At 41.4% G+C, this 19,326-nt stretch carries 11 protein-coding genes; 3 read left to right on the top strand and 8 right to left on the bottom strand.

From position 1 onward, the window contains the following. Nucleotides 1–39 precede the first annotated feature (39 nt). A complete protein-coding gene (locus PR833_RS15665; RefSeq protein WP_060560770.1) occupies nt 40–1,896 on the bottom strand; it encodes an IucA/IucC family protein in 1,857 nt (618 codons plus the stop codon). Nucleotides 1,897–2,103: 207 nt separating this feature from the next. Between PR833_RS15665 and PR833_RS15660 the strand changes: the two genes are divergently transcribed. Beyond that, the gene (locus PR833_RS15660) at nt 2,104–2,934 is read left to right on the top strand and encodes an HpcH/HpaI aldolase/citrate lyase family protein (RefSeq protein ID WP_060560771.1); all 831 of its coding nucleotides are present in this window, start codon (nt 2,104–2,106) and stop codon (nt 2,932–2,934) included. Nucleotides 2,935–3,077: 143 nt separating this feature from the next. Here PR833_RS15660 and PR833_RS15655 read toward each other — a convergent pair whose 3' ends face one another. Further along, nucleotides 3,078–3,614: a TetR/AcrR family transcriptional regulator gene (locus tag PR833_RS15655; RefSeq protein ID WP_072502652.1), complete on the bottom strand. Its 537-nt coding sequence runs from the start codon at nt 3,612–3,614 to the stop codon at nt 3,078–3,080. Nucleotides 3,615–3,709: 95 nt separating this feature from the next. On the opposite strand from PR833_RS15655, the gene PR833_RS15650 reads away from it, so the two are divergent. Next, nucleotides 3,710–5,191 (top strand): MFS transporter, encoded by a 1,482-nt coding sequence (locus tag PR833_RS15650; RefSeq protein ID WP_004924034.1) that lies wholly within the window; start codon nt 3,710–3,712, stop codon nt 5,189–5,191. 72 nt (nt 5,192–5,263) lie between these two features. On the opposite strand, the gene PR833_RS15645 is transcribed toward PR833_RS15650, so the two are convergent. Beyond that, complete coding sequence (locus tag PR833_RS15645) at nt 5,264–6,673, bottom strand: MFS transporter (protein ID WP_072502653.1); 1,410 nt, start codon at nt 6,671–6,673, stop codon at nt 5,264–5,266. Nucleotides 6,674–6,747: 74 nt separating this feature from the next. Between PR833_RS15645 and PR833_RS15640 the strand changes: the two genes are divergently transcribed. After that, complete coding sequence (locus tag PR833_RS15640; protein WP_040132622.1) at nt 6,748–7,410, top strand: helix-turn-helix transcriptional regulator; 663 nt, start codon at nt 6,748–6,750, stop codon at nt 7,408–7,410. A 33-nt stretch (nt 7,411–7,443) separates the two neighbouring features. Here PR833_RS15640 and PR833_RS15635 read toward each other — a convergent pair whose 3' ends face one another. The 5 genes from PR833_RS15635 to PR833_RS15615 all read right to left on the bottom strand — a co-directional run bounded on the left by PR833_RS15635 (nt 7,444) and on the right by PR833_RS15615 (nt 18,699). Then, nucleotides 7,444–9,975, bottom strand: coding sequence for a penicillin acylase family protein (locus tag PR833_RS15635; protein WP_404935975.1), 2,532 nt, complete (start codon nt 9,973–9,975; stop codon nt 7,444–7,446). Nucleotides 9,976–10,127: 152 nt separating this feature from the next. Next, complete coding sequence (locus PR833_RS15630; RefSeq protein ID WP_004924046.1) at nt 10,128–10,703, bottom strand: rhomboid family intramembrane serine protease; 576 nt, start codon at nt 10,701–10,703, stop codon at nt 10,128–10,130. Continuing rightward, complete coding sequence (locus tag PR833_RS15625) at nt 10,700–15,640, bottom strand: DNA repair ATPase (RefSeq protein WP_272526331.1); 4,941 nt, start codon at nt 15,638–15,640, stop codon at nt 10,700–10,702. Before PR833_RS15625 ends, PR833_RS15630 begins: the two co-directional genes overlap by 4 nt. Nucleotides 15,641–15,805: 165 nt before the next feature. Further along, complete coding sequence (locus tag PR833_RS15620) at nt 15,806–18,004, bottom strand: flotillin family protein (RefSeq protein WP_004924051.1); 2,199 nt, start codon at nt 18,002–18,004, stop codon at nt 15,806–15,808. A 56-nt stretch (nt 18,005–18,060) separates the two neighbouring features. Further along, nucleotides 18,061–18,699, bottom strand: coding sequence for an OB-fold-containig protein (locus tag PR833_RS15615; protein WP_004924054.1), 639 nt, complete (start codon nt 18,697–18,699; stop codon nt 18,061–18,063). Between the last annotated feature and the right edge of the window lie 627 nt (nt 18,700–19,326).

Here is a 19,326-nt window from a genome sequence, read left to right as displayed (position 1 = left end):
GAACAAACCTAGTATTACCTTCTGTTAGATAAAGTTTATTTATTGAAATAATAAAAATGGGTTCGTTAAACCATGTTGTATTCGGTAATTAATATATCGTTGGATATGCATAGTGAGTAGTGAGCGAGTTTGCCAAGGTGAATTCATAAATATTTCATATTCTTGCCTCCAAAAACTTTCATCAATTCGAGGCTTAACTGATTCAAAAATATATTGAGTTATATTTTTTAATTCCCTCCAAAGCTGGTGGTTAGTTAAGCGGTAAAAACGAGTAATATGGACAGCTAGTTCATGTAAATGGCTTACAAAACAAGCGTCAATCAAAAAACTCCGTACAGGTTCTATATCCTCTTCAAAAACGGTCGGTAAAATACCGGGCCAAGAGTAGGCTTGTAATTGATAGCCTTGTTGGTGCAATAGGGGTAAAAAGGCTCGGCCATCACCATAGTCACGGATTAAACATTTTTCTGGGATACCTTCTGATGTGAAGAGTACTTGGGTATTTTGCTGATGAGCTTCAAGAGCAATGCCATATATCAAATACATAGATATAACAGGCTCTAAAATAACTTTTGTATAGCTGCGGAACCATTCACGAGGAGTTAATCCTGATTTTTCAATGAGTTCAGTGAAAATCGGTTTTTGTTGATTTGGTAAAGCAGTAAAGAGTGTTGCAACCGTGATAGGCAATAAATTGTCACTTCTTTCATAAGAATTCGTGCAACGAAATACGACAGAAAGAAAGCGCCCAGCTGAATCATCTTGTTCAATGGCATGTCGGTAGTGGATACCGAGATCTTCACGTAGAGATTCTAATTTCCCATGAAAGTTTTTCTCTTGTTTTAAGATGGTATCGATTAACTGACTAATTCTAGGCCCCATATGGATGGATTTTGCTTGCAAGCTACGCATTTCACTTGTCATCCAAACTGCGATGGGTAATTTAACAAATGCCTTATTAGTGGCATCTGTGGGGAGCATGGTCCTAAAGGACATCGTCGGTTTGGTCTCTAATTGAGGCCCATCAATAAGCAGTATTTCATCTTGAATGAGTTCTGCTGCTTGCTCTTTTACCCAATGATTTAAGTGCCAGGGATGAATGGGTAATGGAAGCCATTGTTGAGGATCCCTACCTTGCTGCCCAAGCCAATCACACCATTGTTGACCAGTAAGTGGAAATTGTTGAAGAAACCAGAGGTGAATATTAGCGACATGCGGCAATGCTTCAATATAGGCCATATCTCGGCGTAGAGCTGCGACAGTAAGATTCACCGTAGCATTAAATTCAGGAGAGTAAGCCATAACATCTTTGGCTTTCATGTTTGGTCGGCTTTTCCATGTTGGATAATAGGGATGCCCTTCAAGTGAGCCCCATTGGTCGAGAAACAAAGCCGCATCGCGGATACTGTATTTATGAACGACCCAATCAGTTAAGTCATTAAAACCGTATTTAGACATTTGTTGGCTAATATCGTGTGACCAATTAATGCGGAAGTTGCGTGCATTAATGTCATTATCGACACTGTTTTTTATATCATTTTTTAATTTATTTAAATTGTTAGGGGTAAACGCTATATTTAAATCTTCTTTTAATATATCAAGCATGTCATCTATCGTTTGAATAATTTCCTTTTGATTGTTTTTATCGATTATATAAATATTTCCATAACTTAATACGGTATTGGCAGGGTATATATCTACATCGGTGAAAAGGATTTTAAATGATGATGTTATGGATTGATAAATATATCCACAATAATCAAAATCCCAATAAAATTGTTTTTTATCAATCAGTTTTTCTGCAAACAAGCAATGAATTAAACGCCTAAGGCTATTATGATGAGAAAATTCAGCATTAATATTTAAAACATTTGTTTGTTTAGGGGTATTCGTCATGATTAGCCTCTTATAGCTATGAGAACGAATTAATTAATGATGAATATCATTAACTAGAAAAATAATTTTGAATACTTGAAAGATATTGGTAATAAAGTTAGCATTGCCGAAAAAAATAGTAAATGAGAATTATTGTTTTTTTTATTCTCAATTGAGATGTAAGGGAAAATAATATGTTATTCAAATGATTGATTAGGAAGGTTCACGATGACTAATTGTTCTGTAACTTATTTATTTGTACCCGGAGATCACCCTCAATTCTTTGATAAAGCGTGTATTAGTGGCTCAGACGTGTTGATTTTAGATTTGGAGGATTCAGTCCATCCTTTACATAAATCTCTTGCTAGGCAGGAAGTTATGGATTGGTTACTCCATTATCCAAGAAAGGAGGTAACGCAAAAAATAGCCATTAGAATTAACCAGCCAAATAGTATTGAATATGATCAAGATATTGATTGGCTAAAGAAAAATAACTTATTCATCTATTTATCTCACCTTGTTATACCTAAAGTTGAATCTGTAGCGATGATCAACGATGTTAAAAAACATCTCTTTGATAATCCGCAACTATCGATGATTGCTATCATTGAAACGGCATGGGGGTTACACCGTGTTTATGATATCGCACATTCAGGTGTTGAGCGCCTTGCATTCGGCTCTTTAGACTTTTCTCTTGATATGCAGTGTGACATGTCTCGTGAATCACTGTTGTTTGCAAGAACACAAGTGGTGCTTGCTTCTCGCCTTGCAAATCTTTTAGCTCCTATTGACTGTGTCACACCAGATATTGATGATTTGGCTGCTTTAGAGCAAGAGTGTTTGCATGCTAAAGCTCTTGGTTTTACAGCAAAATTAGCTATTCATCCCAATCAAATTGCTATTATCAAGCGATCGTTTGATATAACACAGCAGCAGCTGGCTTGGTCAAAAAAAGTATTACAACAATCTCAAGAGCAGTACGCCTTTAAAGTGGATGGCAAAATGGTAGATTTACCTTTAATTTTGCAGGCAAAGAAGTGGCTAAATACCCACAAATAAAAATACGCCTAATTTGCTTACCGTTTCTGGCATCATTCCCGTCCATTTATTTCGTCGTAATGAAAAATAGCGATTTTTTGTATCTCTGTATCGATACAACGAACGATTGTTTTTTTATAGGATAAGTTCCTAGGTTTGTCACGTTAGCCTAAAAAACGTGACATATCATGGAACATCTCTTGCCACTCGTTTTCGTCTATTTCCATCAAACCAAAATAGCGCAACATAAAGGCGCCCTCGGTAGCAAGAAACATCAGCCGAGCGCGTTTGCCATGCTCTGTTGAGGTGTCTATATGGCGCAATCTATCACGATACCAAACACGGGTACTTTCTAAGTATTCAGGGGTTTGTAGTAAAGCTGCCATTAATGCTGCCCCCTTCGCCATCGCGACTTTGTCATGTTCATAGGTTGCAAGCCGATGGGCATTAATACGATTTTCTGGGGAGCTGTCTTTTTCAATCTCACGGTTAAATATTTGCTCATAGGTATAACCCCAGCGTTCAAACATTGCATCGATTAAGGCATCTTTGTTACCAAAACAGTATTGAACCCCTCCTTTAGAGATCCCCATGGATTTTGCGACTGCATCAATCGTCAGAGCAGCAGCACCTTGGTTAAGTACGATGTTTTCAGCGGCATCGAGCACTTTATCTCGATCGATAGTTCGTTGACGTCCCATTTAACAAAAACCTCTTTTCAATACATACGTATGGATTTATATTGTAGCACGATCATGAATAAATAGTGATTAAATAAACTTGTTGAGATGATTTTATGCTAGCAAATTATAAACGCTGGATTATTTTACTTTTAGTATCAAGTGTACTCTTTCTGATTGTTATCGATGTGACGGTGTTATATACCGCGTTACCGCGATTAACGCATGATTTAGGCGCCACATCTTCTGAAAAATTGTGGATCATGAATGCTTACCCATTAATTGTCGCTGGGCTGTTGCCTGCTGCGGGTATGCTTAGTGATCGCATTGGCCATAAGGTCATGTTTCTGTTAGGGCTACCTTTATTTGCGGTCGCTTCTTTATGTGCGGCATTTTCTCCGACGGCAATGAGCCTAATTTTATCCAGAGGCTTTTTAGCTGTGGGAGCGGCGCTGAGTATGCCTGCAACCTTATCGATTGTTAGACACGTTTTCTTAGATCCAAAAGAGCGTGCACTTGCGATAGGTATTTGGTCGGCGGTGGCATCAGGTGGTGCTGCGATAGGCCCTTTGGTTGGTGGTGCGCTGCTTAACCACTTTTGGTGGGGATCGGTCTTTTTAATTAATGTTCCTGTGGTATTGCTGGTATTACCTTTTGCCTATTTTTTAATTCCTAAATGTGGCGGAACAGGCTCACAAAAAATTGATTATCTTGGCTCTGGGTTAGTGCTAGTCGGGTTAGTTGGCATTATTTATGCTCTAAAAGAGCTGGGTAAGCCTTATACCAATTGGTGGGAGTTGACTATTGTTGGGGTTATCGGTGGGCTATTTTTATGGTTATTTAGCCGCAGACAAATAGCGTCTGAATCACCAATGATTGATTTTAAATTATTTTCTAACCCTCGTTTTAGTGCCGGTATTTTAATGGCGATATTATCGATGGTGATTATTGTGGGTGTCGAACTCCTATTGAGCCAAAGACTACAATTAGTTCAGGGGTATACGCCACTTCAAGCGGCGCTGTATATTATCCCGATCCCGATTGCTTCTGTATTAGCAGGCCCATTAACTGGAATGTTATTACATACAATGGGGGAAAGACGTTTAACCGTCATTGGCTTTGTTTGTACTTTGGCAGGGGTACTTGGTCTCATTTCTATTTATCAAACCTCAACAGGTTTCATCTTATTGTTATTCCTGTTTTTAATTGGTTTTGGTTTAGGAATTATTTTTACGACAGCTTCAACAACCGTGATGCTCAATGCGCCAGATAAAAAAGCCGGTATGGCCGCGTCTATTGAAGAAGTCGCATATGAAATTGGTAGTGTGTTGGGTGTAACCTTTATGGGGGGATTGATGAGTGCCATTTATACAATGAAATTATCATTGCCCGATAGCTTAGTCGTTGATAATAAAGCTTATGATAGCATTGATGAAGCTTTTATTGTTGCGGAGCATCTGCCGCACGAAAGTGCTAATTTATTGATAAATCAAGCGCACATAGCGTTTGATCAAGCCTTTTTTGGTGTCATGGTATCGACAGCGATTATTGTCATAATCAGCACGCTGTGTATCCCTTACTTTTTCCGTAAAAATTAACGTTAATGAATAAAGGGAAGTGAATTAAATGACACTTCCCTGCTTTTACCACGTATCCCCCACGCGGGAGTATTACTTCACTTTCCTGATCAACAGTGCGGCAAAGAATGGACAAATGGCAAATAAAATAAATAACCAAACAGAGGCTTGTTGAGCGCCTGCTATTCCACCAGGGGAAATCAACCCGCTGTTATTCACGACGACACCCACGAGCGCGGCAGAAAGCGCAGTCGCATATAGTTGAACGGTAATGACGGATGAAGACGCGAGATTTTCTTCACCACTAGGGGCGACACTGAACACTTTTAACACCAAGTGTGGCCAGCAAATACCAATACCAAGGCCAACTCCCATCATTGCGACTAAATAAATTGTAAACAGTAAGATTGAACTCACAAGCTCCGTATGAGGAGTCAAAATGGCTAACACAATTAATGAAATAAATATGATGATTGGCCCTGTACGAAGTATTTTTAACACGATTGGGCCAGTTTTATTGGCACTTAATAATGCGCCAATCGTCCAACCTGCTGCCATAATCGCTGTAAGATAGCCTGCTGATAATGGGGAGAAGTGGTGGATGGTTTGTAAGAAATAAGGAACATAAATTTCCGTTGTCATACCACCCACCAACAAGCTCATCGTTAAATAAATCACACCGAGTGAATTTTTTAATGAATAAGTGCCTGTTGGTAGTAATCGCTTACCTTTTTTACCATCGATTTTTGCGATAGTGACCAATAAGATAAGGCCAACGAATAGGCCAATGGCATTGAATATCAACTGACTGGATAAGCTACCGATGGAAATCGCTAAGACGGAAATCACTAATAGTGAAATGGCGAGAACAGGCAGTTTACTGATCTGTTGGGATTGATTTGTCCTTTTAGGCAATTGATTTATCACGATTAGAACGAGTAGAAGTGCAACGGGAAGTAATGACCAAAAAGCCCAGCGCCAATGACCCGTTTGAGCGAATACTCCACCAATAGCAGGACCGCAAAGTGTCGCTATTCCCCACATACCGGAAACAATGCCCATGGCACGTGACCAAAGGTTTTCAGTAAACACAATGCGAATAAGGGCGTAGCTTAAGGCGAATAAAATTCCACCGCCTAGCCCTTGTAACGCTCGCCCGCCAAGTAACATTAACATTGATGGTGACAGTGCACACCAAATGGAGCCTAATGAGAAAATAAGCAGAGCCGTTAAATAGGCGAATTTAGGCCCTAATTGATTGAGTATTTTACTCGACAGTGTTGAACCCACAATTGAAGTAGCAACAAAAATCGTCGTATTCCACGCATAATATTCAAGACCACCGATATCATTGACGATACTAGGTAAGATAGTTGTCACAATATAAATATTGATAGCATGAAGAGCGACACCACCGGTGAGGGCAATCGTCAATAATGCGTTACGACCACTAAGTAAATCAGCCCACTTAGCTTGAGTTGTCGTGGAGGGTTCATTGCTCATAGCGAGACCTGCTAGACGAGAGAGTTAAAAAAACGTTAATATCCAAGTACTGACTTGGATATTAGAGTGACAGAATGATTAATGCAAGTGATTACTTTGATAATTTAAATATCAGCCAAGCGGTTGATAAGGTTTTGTTTTGCATAAAAACAAAAGGTCCTATCTCGACAGCTGTGATTGCAAAAGACTTGGCAATGACGGGGGAAGCGGCACGCCAGCATATTCAGAAACTGACGTCTTTAGGTTTAGTTGAAGGGGTGCAATGTACCTCTCAAACCGGAGCGGGCCGACCAAGGCAGAATTGGGTGCTCACAGCATTAGGGCATCAGCGCTTTCCTGACACACATGCTCAATTAACATTGCAGCTCATTGATTCTGTAAAAAATATTTTTGGTAATGAAGGGCTGGAAAAGCTAATTAGCCAACGAGAAGGGGAAGTTAAGGCGAAATATTTGTCGCGATGTGGCTCTTTACCTTTTGTTGAACGATTACAGGCATTAGCCGATGTTCGCAACGAAGAAGGTTATATGGCACATATTGAGCAAGATGGTAATAGCTGGTTATTTATTGAAAATCATTGCCCTATCTGTGCTGCGGCGACGGTCTGCCAAAATTTTTGTCGTTCAGAATTGCAACTGTTTCGCGATATTATGGGAAGTGATGTGACAGTTGAGCGTGAGCAATATTTGTTAAATGGCGCGGGACGTTGTGTCTATCGTGTACAGCAAATGAAATAGGGCCGAGTGTTACCTCGGCCCTGTTGAGATTGACTATTTTTCGATCTCAACCTGTTCGCTAGATTCGATGTGCGGCGTCAATTCTTCCGTTGTGAGCCATAATGGTTTCTTTTCAAATTGTTCATAGAGCGACAATTGGTCTTGATAATGAGGTGATGGTTTGCCTTGAGGTGAAATAAAACCGCTTTGGCCTGGTGCGACGACATCCCAAGCTTTCACTTTACCATCGCTAAACACGATCAAATCATTTTCTGTGCCTCTATTATGATACTCATTTTGATGAAAACGCTCTTTTGCATTAGCTTGAGGAACGCCAAAGAAATTATTGGCTCTGAAAGTGAGTGCCGTGGCAGGGGTTTGCCAGCTTGCAAGATTATCACCATATTTTAGGGTCATCTGCTGATAAGTATTGCGTAATGCTTGGTGAATGACCTCATCTTGAGGTTTGCCTGCAAAGAGATCAATCGCTTGAGGAATTGCAGAGCGTTGTCCTAATAACGATTCATATAAGATTTTGGCCCCCGTACTAATATTCAGTGAACCTGTAGGGCCGTCTTGTGTTGTTTCATAGCCACTGGCTAAATACCATTTATCAAAGGGAGCCGGTACAGCTTGACCGAGAGTCGCTTTTAACATCTCCTTGAGCCAGATATCTAATATTGCCGAGCCTGGTTGAATATAATGCTTACCATCCTTTGTAAGATGATTAATGCCATCCCATTGGTTCAGTATATTAGCAAGTTTTACTGCATCATCATCGGCAGGTAAATCACGCGTAGCACGGATGATATAAGGGGTGAATAAGCGATGATTGAGGTCAACACGGCTGGTTTGTTTTAGGATATCCCACATATCCTCTTGGTTTAACAAAGCTTTTGATTCTATCAGTCTATTTATTTCTGTCACTCGATCAGCCGAACCCCATAAGAAAGCAAATAAATCACTAGCGGGGTAGTTTTTGGCTGGGGAATTATTCCAGTTGGCAATATAACCGGATTTCGGGTTATACACTTTTGGGTTATTGGCAAAGGGTTGCATACCTTGCCAATCCCACTCCCCGGTACCTGGCACTGGAAGGCGAGGGTCATGGTTTTCTTGGCGCTCAGGGTAATGTCCTGTATGGATATAACCAATATTGCCATCTCGATCGGCATAATACCAATTAATGGTCAGTGCTTGATTTTGTGCCTGAGCTTGCCATTGCTGCCAATTTTTGGCTTGTGCTTGTTTTACCCATGCCATCAAAGAAGAGACTTCTTTTCCATCCCACGCTCGAGCCTTGCTGTATGCGATGTTAGCGCTGTTATCTTGTTTGACTATGTTGCCGTGCACCGTTCGATAAACATCTAATGTGACAGGCGAAGCATCTTTCACGTTAATGACCTCTTGGCGGCTGAGCATTTTTTTCCATTGGCCTTGATGTTGGTAATAGTTAGGACGTTTTGGGTCGAGTTTCTCTGCAAAAATATCGACACCATCACCAAAACCAGCCGTTGATCCCCATGCTATGTTGCCATTATGGCCAAATAATATTGCTGGATAAGCGAAAGGGGTGTTGCCAACCAAATCAAAACCAGCACCATGTAAACCAATGCCATAGGTATAGGCTGGGTTAAACCAGCCAAATTGTGGGCCGTTGAGCAAAATTGCGTTAGCGCCATCGGCTTTTGATTTGCCGACAACCCAGATATTACTCGTCGTTGGGTAACCTGCTAACCCGTTCGCACCGCCTTGCTCATATTGCTTGGCAATCAATTGGCTATTTTGCTGTGCTGTTAATGCGATTAATTTGCCGGAGGCATCCTTTGCAGGGCGCTCAAACATAGGGGGAATTAGACGGTAATCGTTTATTTGATTCACCTGAGATTGTTTATTTTTATTTTTTGTATCTGAATAGGTAAATTCTTGAGCATCAATAGTGGTGGGGGCATTAGGGTTGTTTAGCCAATTTATTTGGTTGAATACTGCTAACCCTGTTTGCTCACCATACTTATCTTTTAAGGCGGTTAATAAGGCTAGATTATCGATTTCACTGTTCATATCTGAGAAGCGGTTAGCCATAGTGCCCACCATAATCATGGCAACATCAAAGCTGTTCCATTGAGATGGTGTGAAGCCATAATCAATAAATTGTTTAGGCATTAATTTATCTGGTGTCGCATTCACTTGTTTGATCCAAGCGTTCATGCCGTCTGCATAGCCACGTAGGATATCCTGTTCTTCTTTAGGGAGATTTTTAATTTGTTGATGGATGGAGTCAGGCCAGTAATTACTGCGGATATCTTTATCAAAGGCAATAAAATCTTTGCCGAGCACTTCTGAAACGGTGCCTTGGGTACTGCGTTTTGCCATTTCCATCTGGAAAAGCCTGTCTTGGGCGACAGCATAGCCATAACCATAAAAAAGGCTATATACGTCATCGGCATAGATATGAGGAACGCCGTAGCTATCTCGATCGATTTTGATTTTATTCGGTTCGGCATAGCCAGTAGATGAAAGTGTTGTTAATCCAAAAATAATAACCGCAGATAATAAGTTGTTTATCTTCATCAGGTGAGTCTCCATTTTTTATTGTTTTATGAGACTAACAATCACTAATTTGTAAATGAAGAGTTAAATAATAGTTAAATTATTAATATGTGAACCAAGTAGATAAAAAAGGATACATAAAAATAAAAAAAAATATTAAAAGTGAATCTGATCACGTTAGCTAAAAATTAGCTTTCTGTAGGTGAAAGGGCGCTTTTCTTGCGGCGATTAACCCACCATGCATAGAAAATACCCGATATTGCACCAGCAATATGCGATTCAGTTGAAATATATTGATGAACGGGCAGCAAGCCGGATGCCATTGCGCCAAAATAAAATAGCACCAAGACAGTGATGATAATGTCAGAAAGTTTGCGACGAAAATAACCTTGGGCGATCAGTAACCCCCAAAGCCCGAAAATCCAACCACTTGCGCCAACATGAATGGCGTAGCGACCAACTAACCAAACAGCTAATCCACCAGTAATAATAATAAAGAGCGAAGCTAATAGATATTCACGGATCTCTCTATGTAGCAGTACTGCGCTGAGGATCAGTAAAGGAGGAAGGTTACTCAGTAAATGTCCCCAACTACTATGAATAAAGGGGGAAAGGGGGATACCGATGAGGCCCTCTAAGCTTCTGGGGATGATACCAAAGCGATTTAACGAATAGCCTGTTAGGCTATTGATCACTTGGATGATGACCAATAGCCCAGCCAAAATAGCAAGTAGTTTCAGTCGTTGGTTCAACCACTGTTTCATGCTTGCTGGCTTAATGCTTGTACACTTTCAACCAGATCAGCAAGTTGTGCAACAACACGGTCACCCACATCTGCATTATCCCCACCTAGTGCTTTATTGCGCATAAAGTCCTTTTTGATTTGTTGCCAGCGTGCGGCCTGTTGCTCCGTGAGCTTACCGCGAATTTCAGCTAATTTGAGTAAATTTTCTTCTGCTCCTGTGGTGAGTAATTGTGCTTCACCGAGGTAGTGATCATCCAATAAACGTTCAAGCTCCTCTTCATTCATGACAGAGGACACTTTTTCACTCAGTTTATTCATATTTCGATAGCTACCTTGCAAACGGAAGGCTGGCTCGGTGCGGTATTTATCGGACTGTGCTGCACTGGCAATATATTGCTGATTCACTTTGAGTACGACATCGCGTAGCGTGATTAGGCGCTTAATGACAGCGACAATTTCACTGATTTCTGCATCTGAATAGGGGTAGCTCAAAGCATTAGTTGAGACTGATTTACCCATTGCTTTATCAACGAAAAGGTAGAGGTCATTGAGATCACGTAGAGCAAGCGGCGCAAGTACAGGGTTTGAGGTTAGACTGTTTTCAATGTAGCTTAATGCGAAGGCATCATCCATGCCGCCAAGCACTTCCCCTAGGTTATAGATATCAGCGCGGTTGGCGAGCATGTCCGGTATGCGGAACACTTCACCTGATTCGGTATATGGGTTACCTGCCATAACAACACAGAATTTTTTACCACGCATGTCATAGGTTTTCGTTTTTCCTTTCCAAACCCCTTCAATGCGCCTTGTTCCATCACACAGAGAAATAAATTTCTGTAAAAACTCAGGATGCGTATGCTGAATATCATCCACATAGAGCATCACGTTATTCCCCATCTCTAACGCTAAATTGAGTTTTTCTAGCTCCTGACGTGCAGTTGCATTTGGTGCTTGGTCTGGGTCGAGTGATAACACGTCATGACCTAACGCAGGCCCGTTAATTTTCATGAAAATGAGGCCTAAGCGGTCAGCAACATATTCCATCAATGTGGTTTTACCGTAACCAGGCGGGGAGATCATCAAGAGTAGCCCCATCAAATCGGTACGTTTACCTTCCCCTAAAGTACCGATTTGCTTCGCCATATTGTCACCAATAATCGGTAAATAGACGTCGTTGATCAGTTTATTACGAACAAAGGAGCTAAGAGGGTGCGCTTTAAACTCATGCAGCTTCAAACGACGGCGCTCTTCAATGACAACACGTTGGCGTAACGCTTGATATTCACGGAATGCGGGAATAAACCGTTTTCTTTGAAAACGCATGCGACTGAAATAGTTATCTAAGCTCAACGAGAGGGTTTGATTTTCTATCGTTGGATGTTCGCCTAATAACCCATTAACTTTGAAGTACAGATCAGCTTCGCTATAACGTGCTGATGCGACTTTGTCTAAAATAATAATGGCGATTGCACCCGGAATATAAGGCGTAAGATGGGCAAATTCAGGCACTGAACATAGCCCTTGTAACCAGTTTTGAATCAATGCCCAACGCTGAGCATAGCGGCCTGCAAGGTTTTGTTGGGAACGGTTGAAGTCTATCCACATATGGGCGTCTTCTAACCGAGTTTGCAAGGCGGCAACAAGGTCTCTAGCATATTTACTGTAAACTAATTCAATAGGCGTTCTCGCCAGCGCAAAGCTAAGATACTCCGCGGCTTGAGTTTGTTGGTAACTTTCACAAGGTATCGGGTGCTCTTGTAAAAATAGGCTAATGTCTGCTTCGATCTCCGCCTGCAAATCGAGCAAAGCATCATCATTATGGAATAGCTGATGAATATTCATTGCGGTTCTGGCGCGCTCTGGCCATAAAGCCGGATATTCATTATTTTGTACTTGTTCCCAGAAAATCGCAGCAATTGCTCGCGATGTTGGGTTATAACGCAGTAAATCAGCACTCTCTCCGACAGGCAGGAGTTTTTTCAAAATAGCGATGGCATCGTGATCGTGAATACCTTTCTCATAGCCCTCTTTATAACGCGGGGCTGCAAAGTCGCGTACGATTTTCTCTAATTTCTCAGGCACCGATAACGCGGACTTAAGCATATTATAATCAAGGCCATCTTGGCGCTTACTTGCAGCGTAGATAATTGAATATGCAAGGTATTCAGCCCGATAAACATCGTCTGACTCGGATTCAAGTGCCGCTGACCAATAAGGTTGTAACTCAGCTAATTGAGGGTTATCAATAGGCTCTTGGAAATCGGTACCCGTCAGATATAACCAAAGTTGGTTATCTTTCGGCAAGATGGTTAAATCAAGCTCTTGGGTGTTAACACTAAAGCGATGGCGAGGCCCTAATTTAATTATATTACCGCCATCTTCGTAAATATCTGTTTTATCGCGTAGTGTGCGAATAGATTGGTCGCGCGCTGCTTTTAATCTGGCATCAATATCATCCGCTTTGACGTTATCATTGATTTCTCTTAGTTTTTCAATGATTTCACGCGTTTTTGTTGCCAATGGATCAGACGCAAAAAAGGCGTTTAATTCATCTTGAGACTGTAAACGTGCAGTGCGGCGTTGCAAACTATCTAACAGGCGGTCGGCTGCTGTTTGTAAGTTTTGTGAACGGCGTTGGCGTTCATCTAATAAGGCTTGCTTGTGCGACTCAAAGGTTTCTAGCAGCTCTTCGCGTTTGGCGAGAATATCTTCTAGGAACTCATCATGGCTGCTGAATTGGCTTTCTAACTCTTCTAATTGGACTAATAGCCTAGATAGCTGGTCATCGCAGCGTTCAGGATCCGTGGAGAGTGATAGGGCATTTGTAATGCCTTGGCTAAATAGGCGGAATTGTGCGCCAAATTGAGCCACAGTCTCGACAGCACTTTGTGATTTACGTTTTTGTTGTAAACGAGCGCGTGACTGGTTTAATTGGGCATAAATTTGTGAAATTGCATCAATGATGTTGGTTTGTTGAGTCACATCATCAAATTTTAGCGAAGCCATTAGATTCGATAGCATATCCAAGTCGGCAGACATTTTTTCCATGCCATTCATTGGAATATCGAGCTGCGCACTATTTTGAGCACTCTCCATTTGCTCTTCAAACTGAGAAAGTTGCGTTTTAAATGGTTGTAGTGCTTTATCGCTCGCTAGGAAAGTTGCGGTAGTTTGAGAAACATACTGCTGTGCTTGCGTAATTTCTTCTTCCATCTGCGCGAGTTTCGTTAAATCCATATAGCGGAATTCGCGTAAGGAGATCAGGTGACCACGTTGGGCACTGAGTGCATTTAACCCATCAACAAACTGCTGAATATCATTCCAGCTTTCAGGTAATGTTAAAGACATCAGTGTCTTTTGCCGATTAACCGCTTCATTCATCGATTTTGCTGATTGCTGGCGGATACTCTCGACTTTTTCATACTCATCTAAGACCAATTCACTGGTTTGTGTGATCTCTTTGAGTAATTTACCGATACCTAAACATTGCTCGTCATTAAACCAATAATAAATATCAAGTAGGTTTTTCGGTTGTTGGCTCAGTTGTTCATAGCGGGCAACGGAAACCTGATTACCTTCAATTTCTTTAGCAATATGCAGAATTTCTGAGATGCCACGTACAAGATCAGCGTTACCAATGCGACCAAAAAAGCCCCCTCGCGCAGGCTGTTGATCGGCAAATTCTTCTGAATAGAAAGGGGTTTGCCAAACTTGCATCGGGTGAACTCGAGTGGCTTCGTCACCTTCACCTTCAAAGAGAACCATTTTCCCATCTTCAAGCATGGCATAACCATGCCCGATCAGCGGAATCGCCAGTTTTCGCTCAATCAAATTATAATTAAAGAGGGCGATACGACCTTGGTTTGGCGAATAGAAGACATACAGGACATCCTCACCGTTTGGGGAACGGCGCAAGCGACGAAAACGCATGCCATCCATAGGTTGATCAAAGGTTTTATACTCACCATTTTGTAAGTAATATCCACCTGGGAAAATAATGCCGTGGTCTTCGGGAAGCTGTACACATGCCTGACCAATCGCATCAATGCGTTGAGCTGTTTGAGTCAGTGTATTGTAGACGAGATAGCGCCAGTTCTCTTCGCGATAGGGTAATATTTTCAGTAAGATCAGGCTGCCTGTTTGGGCATATTCAATTTGGGCATCATCTAGGGATTGGTTTTTATCTAACACCGCTTCGCGATAAATGCCGAGGCCATCTTCTGTGTTATTTTCGCATTTTATGGTGAGGTCGCCACCAATAGTTTCAACGAAAACAGTATCTAAAATATTGATATGCGGAAAACGACCATTAACCGTGTTTTCACGGGTTGTTTTCACCCATTCAAAGTCATAGGCAGGGGGAAGGGCGATGTCGCGTTCACCGCGGTTGTCGATATAATCGATTTTGCTTTTATCACTGGAGATAGACCAGCGGAAAACCCGCACATCGGTGATACGTTCACCAATTTGAAAGCTAGCTAATAGCTTACCATCACGTTCAACTAACTGTAGTAATTGGGTGTTTTTGTAATAGGTGTAAAGCTCAGTAAAATCTTGGATAAAGCGCGTATCACTGAGGAAGGTGCCGTCATAGGAGACCGCTTCAACATCAAACTCACCTTGGTTATCAATCAGTCGATACAGAGAAAACACATCTTCAATTTGTGTTTCTCTTTTGAGGCCAAGGAAAACGTTATAGCCAAATAGAAGCCATTCACCAACTCGGACAATATCCCTTGCTTGGCAATTATTTTCTGTGCGAATACGAATACGGCCAATAATATCCATTTGGCTTTGACCGAACTCTTGTAAACGACTGTCATTGAGTTGCGCTGCTTTTTGATGAAGCTGTTGCCCTTGTTCTGTAAGGCGTTTGCGTAATATTTCATATGCGCCGCCTTGCGCAACAGCACTATCCAGTATGTTTTGCTCGTGACTCGTATCCTGAATTGACATGCGTCGTTGGTTTCCTTGGCTATAACAAAAGACAAAAGTTGAAGGCATACCCGATATGTATGCCTTTGAACTAGGATGCTCGTTTACCGTTAAATGATTATTCGCTACGGTATGAGTGCCATACCGAGCCAGTAATATAATTTAAACACGTTAGAGCATACCCCATTAGAGCTGATCATCCGTTGGTGCTTCAGGTTTTGCCGAGACGGTTTTAACCTGCGGGTTTGCACCTTTTGCAGCCATAAAGCTGTTAATCAAATCTTGAACCTCAGGGTTTTTCAGTAAAGCTGCAATATCGATTTTCTTATCGTCTTTACGGTTGATCAGCTTTTCGACACTCTCTTTAGCAAAGCTGCTTTTATCCATAAAGCCATCAACGGCTTTACCTAAGCTAAGCGCTTTAGAGAAGGTATTAAAGAAGCTACCGTCACCGCCCACAATTTCGATATTGGTTTTGGTTAATGCAGCAGCCAATACATCGGCTTGCTCACGAGCAATCTCTTTATTTGCGTCAATTGATGCCATAGCTTGCTCAAACTCTTTCTCAAGACGCATACGGAACTCTTCATGAGCACGGGCAGTATCGCTGAGGTGATCCATGGATTTGAATTTATCGGTCAAGCCATCCGCTTCTGCTTTCAGACGTTGACGGATCACTTCGGCTTGTGCTGCACCTAATTGACCTTCCCCTCGAGCTTGGGCAGCCAGTTTCTCTTCAAGCACTTTCGCATCCGCCAAGCCCAGTTTTTCTTTCGCATTGGCTTGTTGCTCTTCACCGCGTGCTTGAGCGGCCAGTTTTTCTTCGAGGACTTTCGCTTCAGCAAAGCCTTGTTGTTGTTCAGCAAGTGCTTTTGCTTCCAACACTTGTGCTTCAGTTAAGCCTTTTTCTTTTAACCCACGCGCTTCTGCTAGGAGTTTCTCAGCGGTGATATTCGCTAGGACTAATCCCTCTTTTTCTTCCGCTTCGGCTGTGGCTTGACGTACTCGTGCTTCTGCGAGGCCGAGTGCAGCATGTTCAGCTTCAATCCCTTCTGCTAAGCGTTTTTTGGCTTCTGCTTGTTTTGCTGAAGCTTCAAGTTCCGCTTGTGCCATGGTGCTGATTTCTTCGGCTCTGTGTTTTGCACTCGCTTCATCGGCTTCGGCTTTCTTCACTTGGCGAACTAAAGACTCTTCCGCTTCTGCTTGAGCGTTGATAACGGTCACTTGTCTTAAGCGATCGGCTTCTGATACTTCACGTACCTCTTTGATACGCTCTTCTTCTTGGGCAACGCTTTTTTCAACGATAACGCGTTCACGGATCACGTTAGAAATATTTTTGCGTTCTTCTTCCAACGCTTTTTCTTTTTCAATACGTTGTAGTTCAACCTCACGTTCGCGGGCTACGATTTCGAGGTCACGAGCACGATTAACGCGTTCCTGTTCAATAGCAACTGCGCGGGTCCGGTTCTGCTGAGCAACTTCAACTTCACGCATGCGATTTTCTTCACGAATTTCAATTTCTTGCTGAGTTTGAATACGTGCTTGCTCTGCTTTTAAGCGCTCTTCTTCTTGTACGCGTAATGTTTCGGCTTGCTCACGAGCACGAATATTTTCAATCTCACGTTTTTGGCGAGCTTCTGCATCCGCTTGTTGGCGTTCAAGGGCTAGGCTTGCTTCACGGGTTTCCACATTTTTCTTTTGAATAGCCAGTTCTTGGTCGCGCTCTTTCTGGTTAGTTTCAATATTATGGATAGCGGTGATTTCAGTGATTTTACGGATACCTTCGGAGTCGAAGATATTATTTGGATCAAGAGCGGCTTTTGGCGTTTGTTCAAGGTAGTCAATGGCCACATCTTCAAGTGCATAACCATTGAGATCTTTACCGATAACATCCACGATACGATCACGGAAGTTCTGCCTATCTTCAAATAGCTTAGAGAGTTCAAACTGCTTACCAACCGTTTTGAGTGCTTCTGAAAACTTAGCGCTAAATAAGGTACTGACGGCTTGATGATCGGATGCGCGGTCGACCCCAATGGCTTTAGCCACTTTGAGTACGTCTTCAGTGGTCTCATTAACACGTAAATAGAAAGCGACAGTAATATCTGCACGTAAGTTGTCTTGGCAAATCAGGCCATCTTTACCGCGGCGGTCAACTTCCAAAGTTAAGAGAGAAATTCTCATAAACTCTTTTTTGTAGATGACGGGATAAACTAAAGCACCAGTAAAGTGAACTTTTGGTTGCGACGACATGTCGTTAACAATCAATGCAGTTCCTTGTGGGACCTTGATATAGAAGGCTTTAAATAGCCCAAAAAAGCCAAGTATGACTATGATGATGCCCCCAATAATGGTTAAAAAGGGCATTAGGTCAGCCAATTCCATATTTTCTCTCCATGGGTTTCGATAATGTCGTCGTTAAAGGTTCAAAATAGTGTTTATTACTGGCGAAATTCATCTTCCGTCACCACATTGTAGCTGTGTGACACGGGGTCATAACTAATGATAACAACGCGGTCACCTCGCTTAATATTTTCAGTAGCAGCGGCACGAATTTGCAGAATTAACCCTGCACCACCATCTTCTAGTATGGCTTCGCCTTTATGTTCGGTGACTTCTCCTGAACGTACGGTGGCGAGTTTACCCATTAATCGCTGGGCTGTTTTTGGCGTATTAGATTTAGCCAATTTCTCACGTAATGGTTTTAAACATAGGGCGGTTAAGTGGATTGAAATAAAGGATATAACGAAGAATACAGTGAAGCCGACAAGGTAGCGTAGTAGTGTAATATCAATAAAACGAATAAACCAATGAACACTAAAGTAACTTAATAACCAGCCAAATAGTGTAAATAAGGTCAGAATAATCGTGACTGGAATACCTGCAAGCCCGAGTTTTGTGAGCCAGCCAGCAAACCCTGTAGCATCAAAGCCGCCACCATCAACGGATGTATCAACATTAAATAAATCAATATCTAATAATCCAAAAGCGGCGCATAACCAATAAAACATAACAATAATAAGTAGGCCGCTAAAAATAATGACGGGGAAGGTCAGACAGTTTTGTAGAAACAAACTCATAAATGTTCTCTCTATAATATTTAGAGTTTCAATTTTGTTATTACCATTACCGTTAACTTAATCATATCAATTTCAATGATTTTCAGTATCGGACTAGTCTTTATTATCTGGCTGATTTTCATGAGTTATTTATGAAATTTTTCTAAGTATCATCAATGACTGATAAAAACGGGCTAGATAGGAGTTATTTTGCCATTAATTGTTAATAAAAGATAATGAATCATAACAGCAATATGTAAGATTATGTTATAACTTATTGAAACCGTAGAATTAAAAAACTCTGAAAAATGCATCAATATAAAAATATTATTTTTTAAATTATCTTTTTCTAGTGATAAACAATAAAATGGTTATTAATAAAAGAAAAAAGTGAGATTAAAGGCGTGCTATAGATTCAAAAACACAGTAAAGCAGCCCATTTCCATGGTCAGCTAGATATTCGTCAATTCACACCAGGCATTGCAATTTTTACCTACAATTTGTGACCTTTAACTTAACTAGCATTATGAAAATAGTTTACAGATACGTACGCGTCATTACGCCATAACTGAGTTAGGTTTGCTTGATATATTTGACATGTTCTATCGGAGTCTATTCGATAAAATAGCAATAAGTGGCTGAATGATG

It is taken from the genome of Providencia sp. PROV189, assembly GCF_028480065.1.
GTDB classification, from domain to species: Bacteria; Pseudomonadota; Gammaproteobacteria; order Enterobacterales; family Enterobacteriaceae; genus Providencia; species Providencia stuartii.
This window is presented reverse-complemented; position numbering and strand designations above follow the sequence as displayed.